This is a genomic window from Idiomarina sp. X4 (assembly GCF_002808045.1).
Taxonomy (GTDB): Bacteria; Pseudomonadota; Gammaproteobacteria; order Enterobacterales; family Alteromonadaceae; genus Idiomarina.
In genome coordinates, this window is sequence record NZ_CP025000.1 from 1,005,616 (window position 1) to 1,024,389 (window position 18,774).

Below are 18,774 nucleotides of genomic sequence, written 5' to 3' on the forward strand. Positions count from 1 at the left end.
CCCTACTCCTGTGAACTCGTGTCACTGTTACGCCAATGATCAGCTGCTTGTTGGTCTGAGCTCTTTGCCTCAACCCATTGCTCGCCCGCCTGCGTGTATTCTTTTTTCCAGAACGGCGCCTGAGTTTTCAGATAATCCATAACAAAGCTGGCGGCATCAAAGGCTTGCTGACGGTGTCCACTGGCAACGCCAACAAACACAATTTGCTCGTTCAGCGGCAAGTAACCGACCCGGTGAATCACCGTCACACCGTGCAGCGGCCAACGCTGACTTGCCTCTTTCACAATCGCGCCCAGCGCCTTTTCGGTCATGCCTGGATAGTGCTCAAGCTCAAGGCCTTTTAACTGGCCGTCTGGCGTGTTGCGTACCAAGCCGGAAAAAGTCACTACCGCACCGCTGGCGCTATTTGCTGACAGCCGTTCATATTCTTTAGCGACAGAGAAATCATCTTCCTGCACCTCAATACGGGTGAGCATAGTCATTATCCCCCGGTTACCGGCGGAAACAGCGCCACTTCGTCACCCGCTTTGACACTGGTCGACAATGGCAACATATCCTGATTCACCGCACACAGCAGTTGATACCGTTCCAGCTCCTTTTGATGCTTGTCAGACTGCTTTTTTAACGCCGCAATAATATCTTCTACGGTATTGATACCGGTTGGCTCCAACGCCATTTCAGAGGTGCCTAAGCGCTCGCGTAACACCGCAAAAAACTTCACTTTAATCATAATGGCTTACCTCCCCGTTGCCAGTGCCCGCGTTTACCGCCCTCTTTTTCCAGTAAGCAAGTGTCGGTGATGACCATGGCCGGATCGACGGCTTTACACATGTCATATACCGTCAGGGCAGCTACAGATGCTGCCGTTAACGCTTCCATTTCTACACCGGTTGTACCGGTGACTTTGCATAAACTTTGGATGCGTACTTCGCCTTTGTCGCGATCGAGTTCGAACTCAATGCTCACTTTGGTCAGCGCCAGCGGATGACACAAGGGTATTAAATCGCTGCATTTTTTCGCCGCCATAATGCCGGCAATGCGCGCAGTGGCTATGACATCGCCCTTTTTCGCTGCCGCGGCCTCTAACAATTCAACGACATCGCTGCGGGTTTTTACCTTACTTTGCGCAATGGCGATACGCGTTGTGGTGGCCTTATCGGCAACATCCACCATGTGGGCTGCGCCCTGTTCGTTCACATGGGTTAATTCACTCATTGCAACCTCACACTAAATGTCCGACAAAATTACAGGGGCCCTGGCGCGCATCAATTTGCGGAGCCAGCAATTTTTCCCAAGCCAGTCGTGCCGCACCGCCTGAGCCAGGAACCGCAGCTACCAGCGTTTTATTCGCCAGGCCGGCAAACGCGCGCGACTGCATGCTCGACGTACCAATATCCTCAAAAGACAGCTGTCGAAACAGCTCACCAAAACCATCAATATGGTTGGCTAACAAAGGTTCAATCGCGTCCTGAGTCACATTATCCGCAGCAAATCCCGTTCCGCCATTTGTGATAATGACATGAATATTGTCATCGGCAATCCACTGACTAATAACCGCTCTTATCTGGTAAAAGTCATGCGATGAAATGCGGCGCTCAACCACCGAATGCCCAGCTTCTGTCGCCAGCTCATCCAGCAAGTCGCCGGTGGTGTCATCACTGACAGTACGTTTATCGGACAATGTTAAAACAGCGATATTTAAAGGCTTAAACGACTTATTTGCCTTCATGGTAAGTCTCCTCACTGCGCCAGAACGTCGACCATTGCTCTGGCGTGTTGGTGTTATACAGGGTTCTCTCGTCTACGCGCGGCAATGCTGTGGCGCGAGTGTATTTAAGTAAAGCGTAGACTGACAGCCGGCCATTGTCAGAACGAAGTTGGTGCTCAATGTAGTCTTTCAGATCGGTCGTTCGTTTCAGAGCACAGGGCAAGGCACAGTCTTCGAAATACGCTGATCCCGATGCACTGGCTAGCATGCGCATGGCCTCGACGGTTAAGCCAGGCATATCGACAGGAACCACTAAAACCCGGGAATGCTGACATTCTGGTAAGCCGGCGTGCAGACCTGACAACGGTCCTTTGTCAGTAACTATGTCTTGCGTGTAGCCACTTTCATTGCGGCTAACAACGACATCGTCACAACCGGCTCGGTACATTTTATCGACCATAATATCGAGCAGTGGCGTTTCGCCCACCGGCAGTAGGGCTTTATCGGTGCCCATGCGACGAGAACGTCCACCAGCCAAAAGCAGTCCGCTAAACGGAATTTCCCCCGACATGTTAACCGCCTATCATCGCTAAATGGCGAGTTGCTCCACTGTTGCCTTCATGCAAACCGTGCGTGGCTTTTTTCAGCATGACGTTATTGCGAAGGGCATTAATTAACGGTTGCGGATCATCGTCCTGCAAATACTGGCGAATGTCCTGATGCTGCTCGGTAAACAAACACAAGAACAACTGCCCTAAACTGGAGACGCGTAAGCGGTTGCAGTCGTCACAGAAGTCTTTGCTGTAGGGCATTATCAAACCCATTTTGCCCTCGTAGTCCGGATGTGCGAACTCTTGTGCCGGCCCCGCGTTGTCTGCTCTTGACGTCAGCGACCAACCTTCGTTCAGCAAGCGTTCCTTAATATCCTGACCGCTTACGTGCTGGCGCTGATAGTAGTCGGCGTTATCGGTGGTGCGCATAAGCTCGATAAAGCGTAGTGCCACATTACGGTCTTTGATAAATTTGAGAAACTCAGGCAGCTCGCCACCATTGTACTGTTTCAACAACACAGTGTTGACTTTAACGGTTGCAAAATCCATATCCACCGCCTGATCAATACCTTCAATAATCTCCGGCAGCTTATTCTGACCGGTGACCAAGTGGAACGTACCCGGATCCAGGCTATCGACACTGACATTAATGGCGTCGAGACCGGCTTCTTTCCAGTCCTGTAAGTCGCGCTTCATGCGGTAACCATTCGTCGTAATGGCCACTTTCTCAATACCCGGCACCGACTTACAGGTCGCGATAATTTCGCTTAAGTCTTTACGCAGGCAAGGTTCACCGCCGGTTAAACGAATTTTGGTGGTGCCCAGCTTGGCAAATGCGGTCACCAACCGGCGAACTTCCGGCAGGGTAATTTCGTATTTACGAGAGCTACAGTCAGGACCGTCAGGAAGGCAGTAATCGCAGCGAAAGTTACAGCTTTCAGTCAGCGACAGCCGCAAATAGGTGAAGCGACGCGAGAAGCGATCTTGTAATGGTTGCATATTCACACCTTTCCAAATGTCGGGAGGTACCTTCGTTTCCAAATGCACCCTGGTGGCAGAATTACCACGGCATACTGTTCGTACCCTTGCGCTTGTCTTGCGAAAAAGGGGTTAGAGCCAGCAGCTCGGCGTAGTGAGGAAAGCTTAGTAGAAAGGTGTTGCCACCGAAATTCCCAGGAAGAGAGGGGCAGAATACCACCTAAGGGGTAGACCTTGGTCATGGAGCTTGATTTACATCAAATTGAGCGCCCGTGAAATTTGCTAATCTTTGCCGCCACTTTGGTCATACAGGTGTTTTATGTCTGCATCAGCCGCTAATTTCCGCCCTGAACTGCTTTGCCCCGCCGGTAGCCCGGAAGCGATGCGCATGGCTTTTGCTTATGGTGCGGATGCCGTTTATGCCGGCGAACCACGTTACAGTCTACGTGTACGAAATAACTCTTTCACGCTGGACAACTTAGGTGATTGCATTGAAGAAGCCCACGAACGCGGTAAGCGTTTCTACGTGGTCGTCAACATCGCACCGCACAATACGAAATTAACGCGCTTTGTCGAGCACATGCGTACTATTGTGGACATGCAGCCCGATGCGTTAATTGTCTCTGACCCCGGCGTAGTGATGTTGTTGCAGGAGCATTTTCCAAGTCAGCCTCTGCACTTGTCGGTTCAGGCCAATACCATTAACTGGGCGGCGCTGAAGTTCTGGCAGAAACAAGGCATTGAACGGGTCATTCTATCGCGCGAACTGGGTTTAAAAGAAATTGCCGAAATGCGCCAGCAGGTGCCGGACATTGAAGTCGAAGTGTTCGTACATGGCGCTCTTTGTATGGCGTATTCCGGGCGCTGTCTGCTGTCGGGTTACATGAATAAGCGCGATCCGAATCAAGGCGCCTGTACCAATGCCTGCCGCTGGGGCTATGAAGTGCATGAAGCCAAAGAAAATGCCGTTGGTCAGTACGATCCGGTGCTACTTGGTGACCCGAAGCGTCCGCAAGACTTAATGTTGCTGGACGAAGACCAGCACGGCTCTTACATCATGAACTCAAAGGACTTGCGCGCCGTTGAATACGTTAATGATTTGGTGGAAATGGGCGTTCATTCGCTGAAAATCGAAGGTCGTACCAAATCCGACTATTACATTGCGCGTACCGCCCAGGTATACCGTCAGGCCATTGATGATGCGGCTGCCGGTAAGCCCTTTAACTCAGCATTGTTAAATGACTTAGATGGTATGGCAAACCGCGGGTTCACGGCGGGATTTTTGCAACGCCACACACCGCAAGACTTACAAAACTACGAACGCTCACATAGCGAAGGGCAACACTTATTAGTTGGCCAGCTTTGTGATGCGCATGGCGACGGTCGTTACCAAGTGTCCGTAAAAAATGGTTTTGCCATTGGCGATGAGCTTCTGCTAATGACACCGAACGGTAATCATCGCTTTCAGCTGGCGGATATGACTTCAACACGAGACGAAGCCATGATTCGCGCGCCTGGCTCTGGCTACACAGTGGTGCTAAACACACCGGTCACCATTGATGAAAAAGACATCCCCTACTGTTTCCTGGTCAAAGAAAACATTGCGAGGAAGGCGGCATGATTAAAATAAACGACGGTTGCATTAACTGCGATATGTGTGAGCCCGAATGCCCTACAGAAGCCATTGCGATGGGCGACGACATTTACGAAATAAATCAGGACAAGTGTGTTGAATGCGAGGGGTATTACGACACGCCTAACTGTTATGCGGTTTGCCCGGTAGAGGCAGTCGATATTTTATAAGCAAAGGGGTATGTCCCCCCTCTCTTTAGAGGTACATAAATCAATTGGAGGGTTTTGTATAGTGAGCCAGGTCAATAATACAGTCGATGAGATGACTATGCGTACTCCAATTCAATGTAATCAATGCAGCATGCAATCTATTTGTGTACCTGCGGGGCTTATTCCAAGCGACGTCGAAATTCTCGATAAAAGCAGCCGCGAGCCGCACTTATACAATAAGCGCAGTGTGGTGTTTAGCGAAGGCGAAGCGTTGAACTCCGTTTTTGCGATAAAAAGTGGCTCGGTTAAATGCTACACCATTGACAGCAATGGTAAGCAGCAAATTACCAGTTTTCATATGGTCGGCGATATTGTTGGGTTGGAGTCTCTTGCAACCGGGAACGCCAGTACCTATTGCGAAACGTTGGAAACCTCCATGCTTTGTGAAATTAAACTGGGCAAACTGTTTGCACAGGAGCTTCCCAAAGTAGAAGGTAACTTAATGCGGCTGATGAGCCGTCGTCTGGGCAACAACAGCAAGCATTACTTAAACATTGTGAACACCAGCGCTGAGCAGAAAGTGGTGTCTTTTTTACTTTCAATAAGTACGCACATGCAGCAACATGGGCTGTCCCGCAGTGAGTTCCGGCTGCCAATGACTCGCACTGATATCGCCAATTATCTGGGTTTGGCGGTTGAAACGGTCAGCCGTATATTTACTGCATTGAAAGAGCAAGAGCTCATTCAAACCAAACAGTCCATTTTAACAATTAATGATTTAAGCGCATTGGAGCGACGCGTCGCTTAAGCGCTAAGCAGGAGGTTACATGTCATCCGCTGGGTTTAACTGGTCCGATCCACTCAACTGGCAAAACGCGCTCACTGATGAAGAAAAAATGATTCAGGAAAGTGCGCATCAGTACGCACAAGAAAAATTGATGCCACGAGTACTGGAAGCCAACCGCAACGAGAATTTTGATCGTGCCATAATGAGTGAACTGGGTGAGATGGGCCTGTTGGGCTCGACATTACCGGAAGAATACGGCGGCAGCGGTGTCAACCACGTTAGCTACGGCCTTATTGCCCGCGAAATTGAGCGCGTTGACAGCGGCTACCGCAGTGCCATGAGTGTGCAGTCATCATTAGTCATGCACCCTATTTATACCTTTGGTACCGAAGCACAGCGTAAAAAGTATTTGCCGAAGCTAGCCAGCGGCGAATGGGTCGGCTGCTTTGGTTTAACCGAGCCCGACTCGGGCTCGGATCCTGCCAGCATGCGCACGGTCGCTAAACGCACCGACAACGGTTATGTTCTGTCCGGCGCAAAAATGTGGATAACCAACTCGCCTATCGCGGATGTATTTGTCGTATGGGCGAAACTCGACGGCGAGATTCGCGGTTTTGTGCTGGAAAAAGGCATGAAAGGTCTAAGCGCCCCGAAAATTGACGGAAAATTCTCATTACGTGCATCGATCACCGGCGAAATTGTCATGGACGGCGTTGAGGTACCAGAAGAAAACATCTTCCCGGAAGTGAAAGGCTTAAAAGGTCCCTTTAGTTGCTTAAACAAGGCGCGTTACGGCATTGCCTGGGGTTCACTGGGCGCTGCCGAGTTTTGCTGGCACGCTGCACGCCAATACACACTGGAACGCAGTCAGTTTGGCAAACCGCTGGCGGCAAACCAGCTTATTCAGAAAAAGCTGGCGGACATGCAAACCGAAATTAGTTTAGGTCTATTGGGCTGTCTGCAAGCCGGTCGTGAGCTCGATAACGGCACCTTAAACCCCACTGCTATTTCACTGATTAAGCGCAACAGCTGTGGTAAAGCACTGGATATTGCTCGCCAGTCTCGCGACATGCACGGCGGTAACGGTATTGCCGACGAATATCATGTTATTCGTCATGTCATGAACTTAGAGGCAGTGAATACCTACGAAGGTACCCACGACATTCACGCATTAATTCTCGGTCGGGCTCAAACCGACATTCCTGCATTTTAAGAGGTTATTATGCGCAGCGAACCCGATGGTTGGCAGCAGGACTTTATTGAACGAGTGGCGCAAGGCGATTTGCCTGCGCCGTTATCCATCGACACACTCACTGTAGATACTCGCACTGCCGACAGCGAGTTAAGCAACGAGCAACTGTTCTCGCTGTTTCACAGTCAAGCCACCAGTCGCTTCGCTGACCTGGAATCAAGACGCTTACAACGTCAGGGTAAGAGTTTTTACACCATTGGTAGTGCCGGCCATGAAGCCAATGCAGCCGTTGCTGCTGCAACAAAGCTCACTGACCCTGCATTTTTGCACTATCGAAGCGGCGCTTTCTTCCTACAAAGAGCAAAGCAACTGGAAGGCAGCCACCCACTTTACGATTTAATGCTGTCGTTTTGCGCTTCCAGTGAAGACCCTATTTCCGGCGGTCGTCATAAAGTATTAGGCAGCCTAAGCCTAAATATTCCTCCGCAGACCTCAACTATCGCCTCGCATTTGCCCAAAGCCATGGGTACGGCGTATGCCATTGGTCTCAGTCGCCGCACCAAACACCAAGGCACCTGGCCTGACGACTCAATAGTGGTGTGCAACTTTGGTGATGCCTCCGCCAACCATTCCACGGCCGTTGGCGCCATGAACGCCACCGGCTGGGCAAGCTATCAGGGCATGCCAATGCCCATTTTGTATGTGTGCGAAGACAATGGTATCGGCATCTCCACACGAACACCTTACGGATGGACGCAGAAACAATTACAAAGTTACACAGGCATTCGCTATTACTTTGCTAATGGCGGCGATGCTATTGAAGCCTTTCAGGTGGCACGACAAGCGGCTGAGTTTATTCGTCGAACCGGCAAGCCAGCTGTGCTGCATTTAAAAACTCAGCGTTTCTTTGGTCATGCCGGCGCCGATGCCGAAATTGCCTACCGCACCAAAGGCGATATAGAGCGGGCGTTTGAAACTGACGTGTTACTGCAAACCGCGTCGCAAGTTCTTGCTCGGGGTATTTGTTCAGCGACCGAACTCAGTAAGCGCTTAAGCCGCTGGCAACAACAAATAACCCGTGTTGCGGTCGATGCGTCCTCGCGACCAAAACTCACCTGTGCTGACGATGTTATGGCTTCCATACAGCCCTCATCAGGCTGCCATACGCCATTGCCTGGTGCGCCAAAGCCCACTAAGAGTGTACTGGCATTCGACAAGCGCAATCTGGGTAAGCCACAGCCACTGGGCAAGATGATCAACTGGGCATTGCATGAAGCCATGTCGCGTTGTAAAAACGCACTGGTGTTTGGTGAGGATGTCGGCAAGAAAGGCGGCGTTTACCACGTGACCAATCAGCTGTTTGATCAGTTTGGACCAAACCGGGTGATTAATACATTGCTCGACGAGCAAAGCATACTGGGACTGGCCATTGGTCTTGCGCAACAAGGCTTTTTGCCAATACCGGAAATCCAGTTTTTGGCGTACGTGCACAATGCCGAAGACCAAATTCGTGGCGAAGCTGCGACCTTGCCGTTTTTCTCGAACGGCCAATACCATAACGGCATGGTCATTCGGATTGCCGGCTTAGCTTATCAAAAGGGCTTTGGCGGACACTTCCACAACGACAACTCCTTTGCTGTTTTCAGAGACATTCCCGGGGTTGTTGTGATGTGCCCCTCTAACGGATACGACGCCGTGTTAATGATGCGTCAAGCGGTAGAACTTGCCCACGTGCAAAAACGCGTGGTCATATTTTTAGAACCCATTGCGCTTTATATGACACGGGACTTACTCGAAAAAGGCGACAATGGCTGGCTCAATGAGTTTCCGCCTGAAAGTACGCCACTCCCGGCATTCGGCGAACCCGGCAGCTACGGCGCTGGCGACGAGCTCACCATTATTACTTATGGCAATGGCTACTACCTGTCACGCCAGGCGTGTGCAGAGCTATCGTTAGAGCAGCGTATTCGTATTCTCGATTTACGCTATTTAGTGCCACTGGATGTCAATAAGGTCATTGAGGCTTTAGGCGATAGCAAACAACTACTGGTTGTCGACGAATGCCGCCAACGCGGCTCGTTGAGCGAAGAACTCGTCACCGCGTTACACGAAAGCGTGGATGGGCTACATATTGACCGCATTACTGCGAAGGACTGCTTTATTCCGTTGGGTGGCGCCGCGAATACGGTGTTACCGCAAAAAGCAGACATTATCGAATATTTGAAGGAACAACTGTCGTTATGAAACAAACCGCTGTTGTCGTTTGCCCCGGACGTGGCGGCTATAACAAGCCGGAGTTAGGCTCCATTAGCAGCCGTCATTTACCTTCACAAGCCAGGCTAATAGACACCTTTGACCGTGTGCGTAAAAAGCTGGGCTACCCGACGGTACGAGAGCTCGACAGCGAAGCTACTTTCAAGCACAAAGTTCACTACGCCCCGGAAAACTCCGCCGCGCTCATTTATGGCGCCGGTTATGCCGATTTCTGCGCCATTGATACCGACCAATACGACATTGTCGCCATTACCGGCAACTCGATGGGTTGGTACACCGCATTGACGTGCGCCGGGGTTTGGCAGCCCGACACCGCGATGGAAATTGTTACCGACATGGCCATGCGTACCGCCAGAGCCGACGGCGCACAGTTGATTTACCCAGTAATGAACGAGCAGTGGCAACCTGACGCTGACAAACAAAGCGCTATTGACGCACTCATTCATGAACATCCGGGCGAGCTGTTCTTATCCATTCGTTACGGCGGATACGCGTTGTTAGCCGGTACTACCGAGGCAATTCGCGCGGCAAGTAACACCTTAGAGCCAATTGATGATCGTTTTCCAATGATTCTGCCGGGTCATGCCGCGTTCCATTCACCGCTGATGTCTGGCGCGTCAGAAGGCGCTCTGAAGCATTGGTCGGTGGATACATTTTCTCAGCCCAAGGTACCGTTAGTGGACGGCCGTGGCGTTATTTGGGAGCCCGGTTCGGCCAATAAAAACGCATTAAAACACTACACCTTCGGGCATCAGGTCACTGAGTGTTATGACTACAGCCGCGCTATTCGTGTGGCATTACGGGAGTTTGCTCCGGACAAGCTGTTGTTGTTAGGACCGGGAAACAGCCTGGGCGGCGCCACCGGCCAGGCGCTGGTTGCCATGGACTGGCGTGGTATTAACAGCAAAGACGCCTTTAGCAAGGCACAGGAAAGTGATAACGCCCCAGTGATTAGCCTGGGGCTGTAAGTTCTCGCTCGGCTTAGTGAATGCCCTTGCCATTTAGGTGGTTCTTGTACGCCATATCGCTTTTCATAATATGGTTCATTAGCCACGCTTTCACAAAGTCCAATAGCTCATCAATTACATCTTCGTGATTATCCACTCGATGTTTGAAACGCATTACATCCTGCACTAAGTCTTTGTGTTTCACTTTGTGGTTCTCTAAGTCCGGGTAGCCGTTTCTTTCCATTAGCAGCTCTTCGTAATTAAAGTGCGTAGCCGTGTAGTTAATTAACGAGTCTACCAAGCGTTGCAGCGCATGCTGGTCGCCGTCACGAAGTTTCAATCGGTAAAGCTCGTTAGCAATATAAATTAAGCGTTGATGCTGACGGTTAATCTCTTCAATACCGACGTCCAGCTTCGACGACCACTCAATAAGCACATCCTGCTCTTGTAAGCGTTTTTCAATAACGGCATTTTCAATGTAGTAACGATCACCCAGCGACTTGATTTCACCACCCAGAGTGGTTAGCTGAGCGGAGCTTTCCAAAGCCTCCTGAGAACGCTCATCAATAACTTTCGCGCTTTCTGACAGCGAGTTGACGTTTTCCTGAATGTTCATGGTCACTGCTGACTGCTCTTCTGCCGCAGAGGCAATTTGCGTATTCAGGTCGTTAATCACACCCACGTTTTCGACAATGTCGGTCAGAGACATTGACGCCTTATTGGCGTGTTCAACGTTCTCACCGGCCAACGCTTTGTTCCGCTCCATGGTATGAACGGCGTTTTCCGTATTACTTTCCAAGCGCCCAATAACGCTCTGGATTTCACCAGTCGACGCTTGTACACGTTGCGCCAGCTGGCGAACTTCATCGGCAACCACCGCAAAGCCTCTGCCCGACTCGCCTGCGCGCGCCGCTTCGATAGCCGCATTCAGCGCCAGCAAGTTGGTCTGATCCGCAATATCATTAATGGTTAACAGGATTTTAGAAATAGCCTGGCTGTCTTCCGATAAGGTTTTGATGACTTGTTGAGACTCAGACACCTCCTGCTCAAGCCGCTGAATAGCCTCGACCATGGTATTGACCACCTGCTGACCGTTTTGCGCAGAGGCCATAGTGTTATCGGCTTCCGTGGCCGCTTTTTGGGTCGATTCAGATACTTCGCTGATAGCCGCAGTCATTTGTTCTACCGCTGCCGCCGCGCTTTGCATTTGTGCCGCCTGCTCTTTGGCACGCTCGGCTAACTCTTTTATGGCCTGATAGTTACCGTCGCCCAAGCGGTCCATACCGTCGCTGGACTTACGAATCGCGTCAACCGAATAGCTGGTTTCTATGGCCACCGAATTGAGGTAGTCGGTAATTTTAGACAACTCGTCTTTACCTTCTGCAACACCTAAGCTGTTCAAGTCACCGTTCGCCAACTGCTTAGCCATATTGATATTCGCCGTTACCGCTCGATAAATGCCTAAATACAGGCTGGTGAATAGCAACAGTTGTAATAGCAATACCAGCGCCAGCAGCACAATGTTTTTCCAGATAACGCCATCCAGTTTATCCAGGCGTTCGGCCAAGCGCTGTTGATACACCGGAATAATGGCATCATAGAAACCAAGTAACGTACCAATAGCCGCAGAGCCTTCACGGAAGAAGTCATCGGCAGACATAGTCCGACTCGCTAAATGCTGCGCCGCAGAACTACTAAACATAGACAGTTGCTGTTCTGCAGCTTTAGCGTGGCTCATTAAGGTTTCATCGTTACTATTGTCGGTAAGCGCTTCAACCGCCTGAACGAATTGTTCAACTTCACTTTCAAGGACGTAGCTTAAGGTCATGACCTGCTGCTGCGAGGCAGTACTAGAAGTGTTCAACCACTGGGCGCCCAGGCCACGCAACTGCCCGCTTAGCTCAACCAGCTGCGGTAATGACTCTGTGCTTAAACGCGCAAGTTGCAGGCTGACCAAGTCATCTTCCAATAACAGTTTGGCGTCGGTGCTGAGTTGTTTTAAGGCTTGGTGCAGCTGAGCAATAAACTGTGAGTGCTGCTCGAATTTTCCAGTAGAACCTTTTAACGGCTGCCAGCTGCGTTTAAACGCACTAACTCGGTTTTCAGATAAGCTTTCATAGCGGCTGGCTAAGTCCGCTAACGCATTTAAATGTTTATCAACTTGCTGTGCTGAACGCTGTATTTCTGTCGAAAAAGCACGGCGCTGCTCTGCCGTTCCAGTCATACCCCGGTGCTTGGCGACATGTTCGAACAAGCCTTTAAACTCAGGCCAGTACATAGCCACCTGCTGCTTTTGTTCCAGCGCATCGCTTTTATTAAGGGAGTCACTTACGGTCAGCGCGCTTAGCACGATAACCGGCAAAAATAGCAAAAATCCAATCAGGCTGAACTTTCGGCGAAAACTCAGCACATTAAACAACTTTTGAATCGGTCGCGTCAGCCTATCCAACCACTTCATAACCACTCCACTTCAAGCGAATACATTTAGCGACAAACTCGCTATTGTGCCTATACATCGGCATTAGTCACATGAAATATAGGGTTATTACTTAATAGGTAGCTCTTTATTGATCTTGGTCAATAAATTCATTCAGCTTAGTAAATGACTGTGCTTTCTAAGACCATTTCGGTCATATCCTTAAACGCTGTTTGGCGCTCCAAAGCCGACAGTCCTCGCCCGGTTTGCAACTCATCAGATACCGTCATAACAGCCAACGCCTGGCGTTTGTGCACTGCCGCGGCGGCATAAAGCGCGGCAGCTTCCATATCCAGAGCCAATGCGCCCATAGCCTCGGCTTTCTGGTTCAACTTTTTATCTGGATGATAGAAACTATCAGTAGAAAACACATTACCGACGGCAATACGCTGATGACTCAAGTCGCAATGATTGACGAAACGGCTCAGCAAGTTGTAGTCAGCAATAGGTGCAAAATCGTAGTCACCAAACATGTGTCGGTTCATTGCAGAGTCCGTGCAGGCTCCCTGAGCTACCACAATATCTCCGAGCGTCAAATGAGGAGCGACGGAGCCGCAACTGCCTACGCGAATCAGCTGTTGCACACCGTAATGCTGAAACAACTCCTGCGCGTACAACATACAAGAGGGCATGCCCATACCGGAGCCCATCACCGAAACCGGAACACCGCGATAACTACCGGTAAACGCAAGCATATTGCGGGTATCACTAACAAGCACCGCATCACTGAAGTGTGTTTCGGCAATATGCTTGGCGCGCAACGGGTCGCCGGGAAAGAGACATAATTCAGCAAAAGCACCTGGCTGTGCGGCAATATGAGGTGTGGTCATAGCAATTACTCTGATAGTTTTTTAACCAAAATAGATGACAAAATAAAAAAGATCGACTATATTTCGTATTTATCTAAATTAGAAAATACGGAATTAATATGATCGATGTCATTATGAAATTGGCGACAGGGTACCGCAGAAGCGTGTTTTGGTTATTGACCCTGATCACGCTTGGTGTTGCTGCCTTCATCCCCTCAATTACCATCGATACCGATCCAGAGAACATGCTGCCGGACAACAATCCGCAGCGTGTTTTTCATAACGAAGTAAAAGAAACCTTCGCTATGCACGACATGATTGTCGTTGGCGTAGTGAATGAAAAAACGGTTTATAACCAACAGACATTAACCAATCTGCATACCGTGTCGAATTATGCGGAGTCGCTGGACGGCGTTATTGCTGACGACCTGATGTCACTGGCTAATGTCGATAACATTACTCAGGAAGGCCCCGGCACCATTCGCTTTGAGTGGATGATGAAGCAGCCGCCGGAAAATGACGCTGAAGCGCAGTACATTCAAAAGCAAGTTGAAGACCTGCCACTGCTTTATAACACCATTGTTTCCGGTGACGGCAAAGCGGCTGCTATTTATGTGCCTATTGAGAGCAAGGACGAGAGCTACGCACTGGCAGAGCAACTACGGGGCAAAACCAGCACATTGGATGGCAATGACGACTGGCATATCACCGGTTTACCGGTAGCTGAAGACCAATTTGGCTATGAAATGTTTGTACAAATGGGCATTTCCGCACCGTTAGCAGCAGCGGTTATTTTCGCGCTGCTGTGGGTGTTTTTCCGCAATGTCCGCTTCATTAGCGCCGCTATGATAGTCGCCATGTCGACCGTACTCATTACCATGGGTGCGCTCATTGCGTTGGGCTTCACCGTACACATTATGTCGTCAATGATCGCCATTTTCCTGATGCCGATTGCGGTGGTCGACTCGGTACATATTATGTCGGAGTTTTCCGACCGATACCGTGAAAAAGGCAATGCCAAGGACACCATAAAAGACGTACTAGGGCACCTATTTACCCCCATGCTGTTTACCTCGGTTACATCGGCCATTGGCTTTTACTCGTTAATGCTAACGCCGATTCCGCCGGTACAAATATTCGGCGCTTTCGTTGGTTCCGGTATTCTTTTAGCGTTCTTAATTACCGTGTTTTTCGTGCCTGCCTATGTGTGTGCACTGAAGCCGTCAACCCTGGAAGGCTTTGCCCAGACCACTCATCAAGAACACAAGGATGGCTGGCTGCAAAAGATGGGCGCTGTTGCAGCCCGTCATGCGAAGCTGTGGATAGCTTTTTTCCTGGCTGTTCTGGCATTTGCCTGGTTTGGTATCCAGCAAATTAATATTAACGACAACCCCGTACGCTGGTTTAAATCAGACCATGAGGTGCGCATTGCCGATGAAGTATTAAATGACCACTTTGCCGGTACTTATAACGCCTACATGGTTTTCGAAAACACTTTAGATGCCACTGAAAAAGCGCGTTCAGCAGTTCGTGATGCATTAAATAACGACACACTCTCAGAAGCGTCTCGTGACGCATTAAGTACCTTGCTTGAGCAAGAAGAAGTGCGCTTTAACGAGTGGATTATCGCGATTGATGACCTGCTCTTTAGCGTTGCTTCTGACCAATTACAGCCTTTAGAAGCCTTAATGACCGAGCTCGAGCAACTCAACAGCGCCAGCAAAGCTTTCCAAAATCCTGAGCTACTGTCCTACATGAGCGAGATGCAAGCTTACCTACAAACGACAGGCTTGGTGGGCAAGTCAAACAGTCTGCCCGACGTGGTCAAAACGGTAAACCGCGAATTACGTTCAGGCGAAGCAAAAGACTACAAGCTGCCGGACAATGCCAACGGCGTTGCGCAAACCCTATTGCAGTATCAATCATCGCACCGTCCGCAAGATCTCTGGCACTTTGTAACGCCAGACTACAAACGCAGCTTAATATGGCTGCAGCTGACCAGCGGTGACAACCAGCACGTAACCCAGGTCGTCAATGCTGTCGATAATTACATTCAAGACAACCCGCTGCCTGCTAACATTGAAATGGACTGGGCCGGTAAAGCTTACCTGAACGTTGTGTGGCAGGAAGCTATGGTCGAAGGCATGCTCGACAGCTTAATCAGCGCCTTTGTGGTGGTGTTCATTATGATGGTGCTATTGTTCCGCTCCGTGGTCTTCGGCGTGCTGGCAATGCTGCCGCTGAGTCTGACCATTGCCTTTATTTACGGACTTATCGGCTGGGTCGGCAAAGACTACGATATGCCTATTGCCGTACTGTCTTCGCTGACGCTTGGGCTGTCGGTGGACTTTGCTATTCACTTCATTGAACGCACACGCGCAACCTTCAAACAAACCGGTAACTGGCAAGACACGCTGACGGTTATGTTTGACGAGCCCGCGCGAGCCATTTCCCGCAATGCCATTGTCATTGCTATTGGCTTTACGCCACTGCTGTTCGCACCGTTAGTGCCCTACATTACCGTAGGCGTATTCTTAGCCAGCATTATGGCGATATCGGCCATAGTGACACTTATTATGCTCCCGGCGGTAATGACTGCCTTTAGCCGCCTTATATTCCGTGGAGGTCAATCATGAAAGCTTTATTTTTAACTGCTGTATCGGCTGCTTTGCTGTTCATTAGTGGGCAGGCTATTAGCGCTGAAAAAAGCGCTCGTGAAATTGTCGAGCAAGCTGAGTTAAACGCCTATTACTCCGGCGATGACGGTCGCAGCGCAGCACGTATGATTATTACCGATAATCAGGGGCGCCAACAAATGCGCCAATTCACCATTTTGCGTAAAGACCAGCAGGACGGCGGCGTACAAGACATGATGATATTTTTCTCGCGCCCCGCTGATGTGCGCGACACGGTGTTCCGTGTCGTTAAACAAGTTAACGATGACGATGATCGTTGGTTGTATTTGCCCGATCTCGATTTGGTGAAACGCATATCAGCCGGTGACAAGCGTACGTCTTTTGTAGGTTCTCACTTTTTCTATGAAGATGTGTCAGGCCGCAACACTGAGCTCGATAACTATGAGCTGATTTCTGAAAGCGAAGATAATTACGTACTAAAAGGCACCCCGAAAAACCCCAGTAACGTCGAATTTAGCTACTACGAGGTGGTTATAGATAAAGAACACATGCTGCCCGTCGAAAGCACTTTCTACAACGACAGCGGCGAAGCTTACCGAAAAATGGAAGTACTTAAAGTAGAGACCGTTCAGGGCTACCCAACCGTGACTCATTCACGCATGTCTGACTTAACCAATGGCGGACAAACTGAAATGCAGTTTCGCTTTATGAAATACAACATCGGTTTGCCGGACAGCATTTTCAGCGAGCGTAGCCTGCGTAACCCGCCAACAGAATGGCTGCAACTGAGAGACGAGTCATGACATATCGTGCTTTTTTCCTCTTTACCGTTCTTTTCACTTTGGCTCAGACCGCGTCGGCACAGGACTCCTGGGGCGATGAACAATGGGAATCGGGCTGGGGTGTGGAACAAGATCAGAGTATTAATGTCTATGGTTTCGTTGAGGCGGCAATAGGCGGACGATTTGAATCCTCCCCCTATCACAAGCGTTTGTCTATTGCCGAACCTCGACTTCAGCTCGGCTTTGACGAACGTTGGCAGGACATTACATGGACAGCAAAAGCCGACGGCTGGTACGACGGCTTCGATGAAACCTGGCATGGCCAAGTTCGCGAACTGAATGCCCAGTTCACGGTTTTCGATAACACTGATATAAAAGTAGGCCGTCAGATACTCACCTGGGGGACGGGCGATTATTTATTCCTCAATGATTTATTCCCAAAAGACTGGCAGTCCTTCTTTGTCGGGCGTGACCAGGAGTACTTAAAAGCGCCTTCTGACGCATTGCGGGTTACTAGCTATTTCGACTGGTTTAATGTCGACTTTGTCTGGACACCGGAGTTTGATCACGATAACTACATTCGTGGTGAGCGTATCTCCTACTTTAATCCTTTAACCGGCCAGTTGACTGGCGACGATTCTTCTATTCAGTTTATAGAGCCCTCTCGCGACGAATTCGCTTTGCGTGTGTTTCGTAATATTGATGGTGTGGAATACGCCCTTTATGGCTACGACGGCTTCACTAAAAGCCCCGAAGCCGTCACTGCTAACTTTCAACCTACTTTTGGTCGTTTAACTGTGGCTGGAGCGTCAGTGCGGATGACCTTTGGCCCGGGGCTGGTTAACGCTGAGGCGGCCAATTACAACCGCCACGACGCAGCAGACCACTGGCGCGCACTGATTGGCTATGAGCAAGAGCTTTGGACACGCTTTACTGGGGGCTTCCAGGCCTACATTGAGAAAGGCGACGTCCAAACACGCACAGTACTTACCACCCGCTTAACCTGGCGCGACGAGCGCGATGACCTGAGCCTGTCACTGTTTGCATTTGTGTCGCCGAATCAAAACGACGGCTACCTGCGCCCGACCTTTGACTACCGCATTGACGACCATTGGTCGTTCAGCGGTGGCTTTAACCTGTTCTTCCGCGAGACTCCGAATACCTTTTTCGGTCAGTTCACGGAGAATAACAACGCGTATCTGCGCATGCGATACGCCTTTTAATGCGAGAAACTGAAGGAGTTTTACGATGAGCGTAGAAAGAGCTTTAACCGCATTTGCCGGCTTTATGGTATTGTTGTCTGTAGCCTTAACTTACTGGGTTCACCCAAACTGGATGTGGCTAACAGTGTTTGTTGGTGCTAACTTATTCCAGCAATCGTTTACCGGCTTTTGCCCAGCCAGTATGGTTATGAAAAAGGCCTTTGGACTTAAAACCGAACGCGAGTTAGAAAAAGCAGGAAAATAAAGACACCATGAGTGCAACTGAATCACAAGAGATGCTTCAGGAAGAAGCGCAGAACGCGGCAAGCTTTCTGCGCTCGCTGGGCAACCCCCATCGTTTACAAATCTTATGCCGCCTGGCATTAGGAGAACAAAGTGTGGGTGAATTACACCAACATTTTGATTTAAGTGCGTCTGCTTTTTCACAGCACTTAGCGGTACTTCGGGAACAAGAATTAGTGACCATTCGCAAAGAATCTCAAACGGTTTTCTATTCAATTAAAGATCCGGATACCGAAGCCTTCATGAAGTTGCTGAAAACCAAATTCTGTCCGTCTCTTTAGTGATATTCCTTTGGGGATGCTACCTTTTGTCGCATCCCGCTTTGCCTTAAATTTCATGATAATAGC

18 protein-coding genes, 1 pseudogene and 1 riboswitch are annotated in these 18,774 nt (G+C 49.9%); of the genes and pseudogenes, 11 read left to right on the plus strand and 8 right to left on the minus strand.

Going from position 1 to position 18,774, the window contains the following annotated elements; genetic code table 11:
- Positions 1 to 2 precede the first annotated feature (2 nt).
- From moaE to moaA, 6 genes are all read right to left on the minus strand, one after another.
- Positions 3 to 482 (minus strand): molybdopterin synthase catalytic subunit MoaE, encoded by a 480-nt coding sequence (gene moaE, locus CWC33_RS04820; protein WP_198511830.1) that lies wholly within the window; start codon positions 480 to 482, stop codon positions 3 to 5.
- The gene (gene moaD / locus CWC33_RS04825; RefSeq protein WP_100691007.1) at positions 482 to 730 is read right to left on the minus strand and encodes a molybdopterin converting factor subunit 1; all 249 of its coding nucleotides are present in this window, start codon (positions 728 to 730) and stop codon (positions 482 to 484) included. Before moaD ends, moaE begins: the two co-directional genes overlap by 1 nt.
- Entirely contained in the window at positions 727 to 1,215 is a 489-nt protein-coding gene (gene moaC / locus CWC33_RS04830) for a cyclic pyranopterin monophosphate synthase MoaC (RefSeq protein ID WP_100691008.1), read from the minus strand. The genes moaD and moaC overlap by 4 nt, the downstream gene beginning before the upstream one ends.
- A gap of 7 nt (positions 1,216 to 1,222) precedes the next feature.
- Positions 1,223 to 1,729: a molybdenum cofactor biosynthesis protein B gene (gene moaB / locus CWC33_RS04835; RefSeq protein ID WP_100691009.1), complete on the minus strand. Its 507-nt coding sequence runs from the start codon at positions 1,727 to 1,729 to the stop codon at positions 1,223 to 1,225.
- The gene (gene mobA, locus CWC33_RS04840) at positions 1,716 to 2,279 is read right to left on the minus strand and encodes a molybdenum cofactor guanylyltransferase (RefSeq protein WP_100691010.1); all 564 of its coding nucleotides are present in this window, start codon (positions 2,277 to 2,279) and stop codon (positions 1,716 to 1,718) included. Before mobA ends, moaB begins: the two co-directional genes overlap by 14 nt.
- A gap of 1 nt (position 2,280) precedes the next feature.
- Positions 2,281 to 3,258 carry a GTP 3',8-cyclase MoaA gene (gene moaA / locus CWC33_RS04845; protein ID WP_100691011.1) on the minus strand — a complete coding sequence of 326 codons (978 nt, stop codon included), beginning with the start codon at positions 3,256 to 3,258 and terminating at the stop codon, positions 2,281 to 2,283.
- Positions 3,248 to 3,401, minus strand: a riboswitch (molybdenum cofactor riboswitch). It overlaps the preceding gene by 11 nt.
- Before the next feature lie 155 nt (positions 3,402 to 3,556).
- On the opposite strand from moaA, the gene CWC33_RS04850 reads away from it, so the two are divergent.
- From CWC33_RS04850 to CWC33_RS04875, 6 genes and pseudogenes are all read left to right on the plus strand, one after another.
- Positions 3,557 to 4,858, plus strand: coding sequence for a peptidase U32 family protein (locus CWC33_RS04850; RefSeq protein ID WP_100691012.1), 1,302 nt, complete (start codon positions 3,557 to 3,559; stop codon positions 4,856 to 4,858).
- A pseudogene (locus CWC33_RS04855) lies at positions 4,855 to 5,031 on the plus strand (4Fe-4S dicluster domain-containing protein); the annotation flags it as partial. The gene CWC33_RS04850 and the pseudogene CWC33_RS04855, both read left to right, overlap by 4 nt.
- 106 nt (positions 5,032 to 5,137) lie before the next feature.
- A complete protein-coding gene (locus tag CWC33_RS04860; protein ID WP_232506975.1) occupies positions 5,138 to 5,827 on the plus strand; it encodes a helix-turn-helix domain-containing protein in 690 nt (229 codons plus the stop codon).
- A gap of 19 nt (positions 5,828 to 5,846) precedes the next feature.
- Positions 5,847 to 7,019, plus strand: coding sequence for an acyl-CoA dehydrogenase (locus CWC33_RS04865; RefSeq protein ID WP_100691013.1), 1,173 nt, complete (start codon positions 5,847 to 5,849; stop codon positions 7,017 to 7,019).
- A 9-nt stretch (positions 7,020 to 7,028) separates the two neighbouring features.
- Entirely contained in the window at positions 7,029 to 9,242 is a 2,214-nt protein-coding gene (locus tag CWC33_RS04870) for a thiamine pyrophosphate-dependent enzyme (protein ID WP_100691014.1), read from the plus strand.
- Complete coding sequence (locus CWC33_RS04875) at positions 9,239 to 10,240, plus strand: malonyl CoA-ACP transacylase (protein WP_100691015.1); 1,002 nt, start codon at positions 9,239 to 9,241, stop codon at positions 10,238 to 10,240. Before CWC33_RS04870 ends, CWC33_RS04875 begins: the two co-directional genes overlap by 4 nt.
- A gap of 13 nt (positions 10,241 to 10,253) precedes the next feature.
- On the opposite strand, the gene CWC33_RS04880 is transcribed toward CWC33_RS04875, so the two are convergent.
- Together CWC33_RS04880 and deoD are read right to left on the minus strand one after the other, a co-directional pair.
- Positions 10,254 to 12,683 (minus strand): bacteriohemerythrin, encoded by a 2,430-nt coding sequence (locus tag CWC33_RS04880; protein WP_232709844.1) that lies wholly within the window; start codon positions 12,681 to 12,683, stop codon positions 10,254 to 10,256.
- Between the two features lie 131 nt (positions 12,684 to 12,814).
- Positions 12,815 to 13,525: a purine-nucleoside phosphorylase gene (gene deoD / locus CWC33_RS04885; protein ID WP_100691017.1), complete on the minus strand. Its 711-nt coding sequence runs from the start codon at positions 13,523 to 13,525 to the stop codon at positions 12,815 to 12,817.
- A gap of 98 nt (positions 13,526 to 13,623) precedes the next feature.
- On the opposite strand from deoD, the gene CWC33_RS04890 reads away from it, so the two are divergent.
- Genes CWC33_RS04890 through CWC33_RS04910 form a run of 5 tightly spaced genes read left to right on the plus strand, consistent with a single transcriptional unit; the run spans position 13,624 to position 18,708 of the window.
- On the plus strand, positions 13,624 to 16,140 hold the full coding sequence (locus CWC33_RS04890; RefSeq protein WP_100691018.1) for an efflux RND transporter permease subunit: 2,517 nt from the start codon (positions 13,624 to 13,626) through the stop codon (positions 16,138 to 16,140).
- Positions 16,137 to 16,943: an outer membrane lipoprotein-sorting protein gene (locus CWC33_RS04895; protein ID WP_100691019.1), complete on the plus strand. Its 807-nt coding sequence runs from the start codon at positions 16,137 to 16,139 to the stop codon at positions 16,941 to 16,943. The genes CWC33_RS04890 and CWC33_RS04895 overlap by 4 nt, the downstream gene beginning before the upstream one ends.
- Complete coding sequence (locus tag CWC33_RS04900) at positions 16,940 to 18,145, plus strand: hypothetical protein (RefSeq protein WP_100691020.1); 1,206 nt, start codon at positions 16,940 to 16,942, stop codon at positions 18,143 to 18,145. Before CWC33_RS04895 ends, CWC33_RS04900 begins: the two co-directional genes overlap by 4 nt.
- Positions 18,146 to 18,170: 25 nt before the next feature.
- Complete coding sequence (locus CWC33_RS04905) at positions 18,171 to 18,389, plus strand: YgaP family membrane protein (RefSeq protein ID WP_088769207.1); 219 nt, start codon at positions 18,171 to 18,173, stop codon at positions 18,387 to 18,389.
- A 7-nt stretch (positions 18,390 to 18,396) separates the two neighbouring features.
- Entirely contained in the window at positions 18,397 to 18,708 is a 312-nt protein-coding gene (locus CWC33_RS04910; RefSeq protein WP_053954280.1) for an ArsR/SmtB family transcription factor, read from the plus strand.
- Positions 18,709 to 18,774: the final 66 nt, after the last annotated feature.

Bases quoted from the DNA above. Each gene is read 5' to 3' on its own strand.
- CWC33_RS04910 (WP_053954280.1), top strand. From the start codon at position 18,397: ATGAGTGCAACTGAATCACAAGAGATGCTTCAGGAAGAAGCGCAGAAC.
- moaE (WP_198511830.1), bottom strand. From the start codon at position 482: ATGACTATGCTCACCCGTATTGAGGTGCAGGAAGATGATTTCTCTGTC.
- CWC33_RS04865 (WP_100691013.1), top strand. From the start codon at position 5,847: ATGTCATCCGCTGGGTTTAACTGGTCCGATCCACTCAACTGGCAAAAC.
- moaC (WP_100691008.1), bottom strand. From the start codon at position 1,215: ATGAGTGAATTAACCCATGTGAACGAACAGGGCGCAGCCCACATGGTG.
- CWC33_RS04900 (WP_100691020.1), top strand. From the start codon at position 16,940: ATGACATATCGTGCTTTTTTCCTCTTTACCGTTCTTTTCACTTTGGCT.
- deoD (WP_100691017.1), bottom strand. From the start codon at position 13,525: ATGACCACACCTCATATTGCCGCACAGCCAGGTGCTTTTGCTGAATTA.
- mobA (WP_100691010.1), bottom strand. From the start codon at position 2,279: ATGTCGGGGGAAATTCCGTTTAGCGGACTGCTTTTGGCTGGTGGACGT.
- CWC33_RS04860 (WP_232506975.1), top strand. From the start codon at position 5,138: ATGCGTACTCCAATTCAATGTAATCAATGCAGCATGCAATCTATTTGT.
- moaD (WP_100691007.1), bottom strand. From the start codon at position 730: ATGATTAAAGTGAAGTTTTTTGCGGTGTTACGCGAGCGCTTAGGCACC.
- CWC33_RS04870 (WP_100691014.1), top strand. From the start codon at position 7,029: ATGCGCAGCGAACCCGATGGTTGGCAGCAGGACTTTATTGAACGAGTG.
- moaA (WP_100691011.1), bottom strand. From the start codon at position 3,258: ATGCAACCATTACAAGATCGCTTCTCGCGTCGCTTCACCTATTTGCGG.
- CWC33_RS04875 (WP_100691015.1), top strand. From the start codon at position 9,239: ATGAAACAAACCGCTGTTGTCGTTTGCCCCGGACGTGGCGGCTATAAC.
- CWC33_RS04905 (WP_088769207.1), top strand. From the start codon at position 18,171: ATGAGCGTAGAAAGAGCTTTAACCGCATTTGCCGGCTTTATGGTATTG.
- moaB (WP_100691009.1), bottom strand. From the start codon at position 1,729: ATGAAGGCAAATAAGTCGTTTAAGCCTTTAAATATCGCTGTTTTAACA.
- CWC33_RS04850 (WP_100691012.1), top strand. From the start codon at position 3,557: ATGTCTGCATCAGCCGCTAATTTCCGCCCTGAACTGCTTTGCCCCGCC.
- CWC33_RS04895 (WP_100691019.1), top strand. From the start codon at position 16,137: ATGAAAGCTTTATTTTTAACTGCTGTATCGGCTGCTTTGCTGTTCATT.
- CWC33_RS04890 (WP_100691018.1), top strand. From the start codon at position 13,624: ATGATCGATGTCATTATGAAATTGGCGACAGGGTACCGCAGAAGCGTG.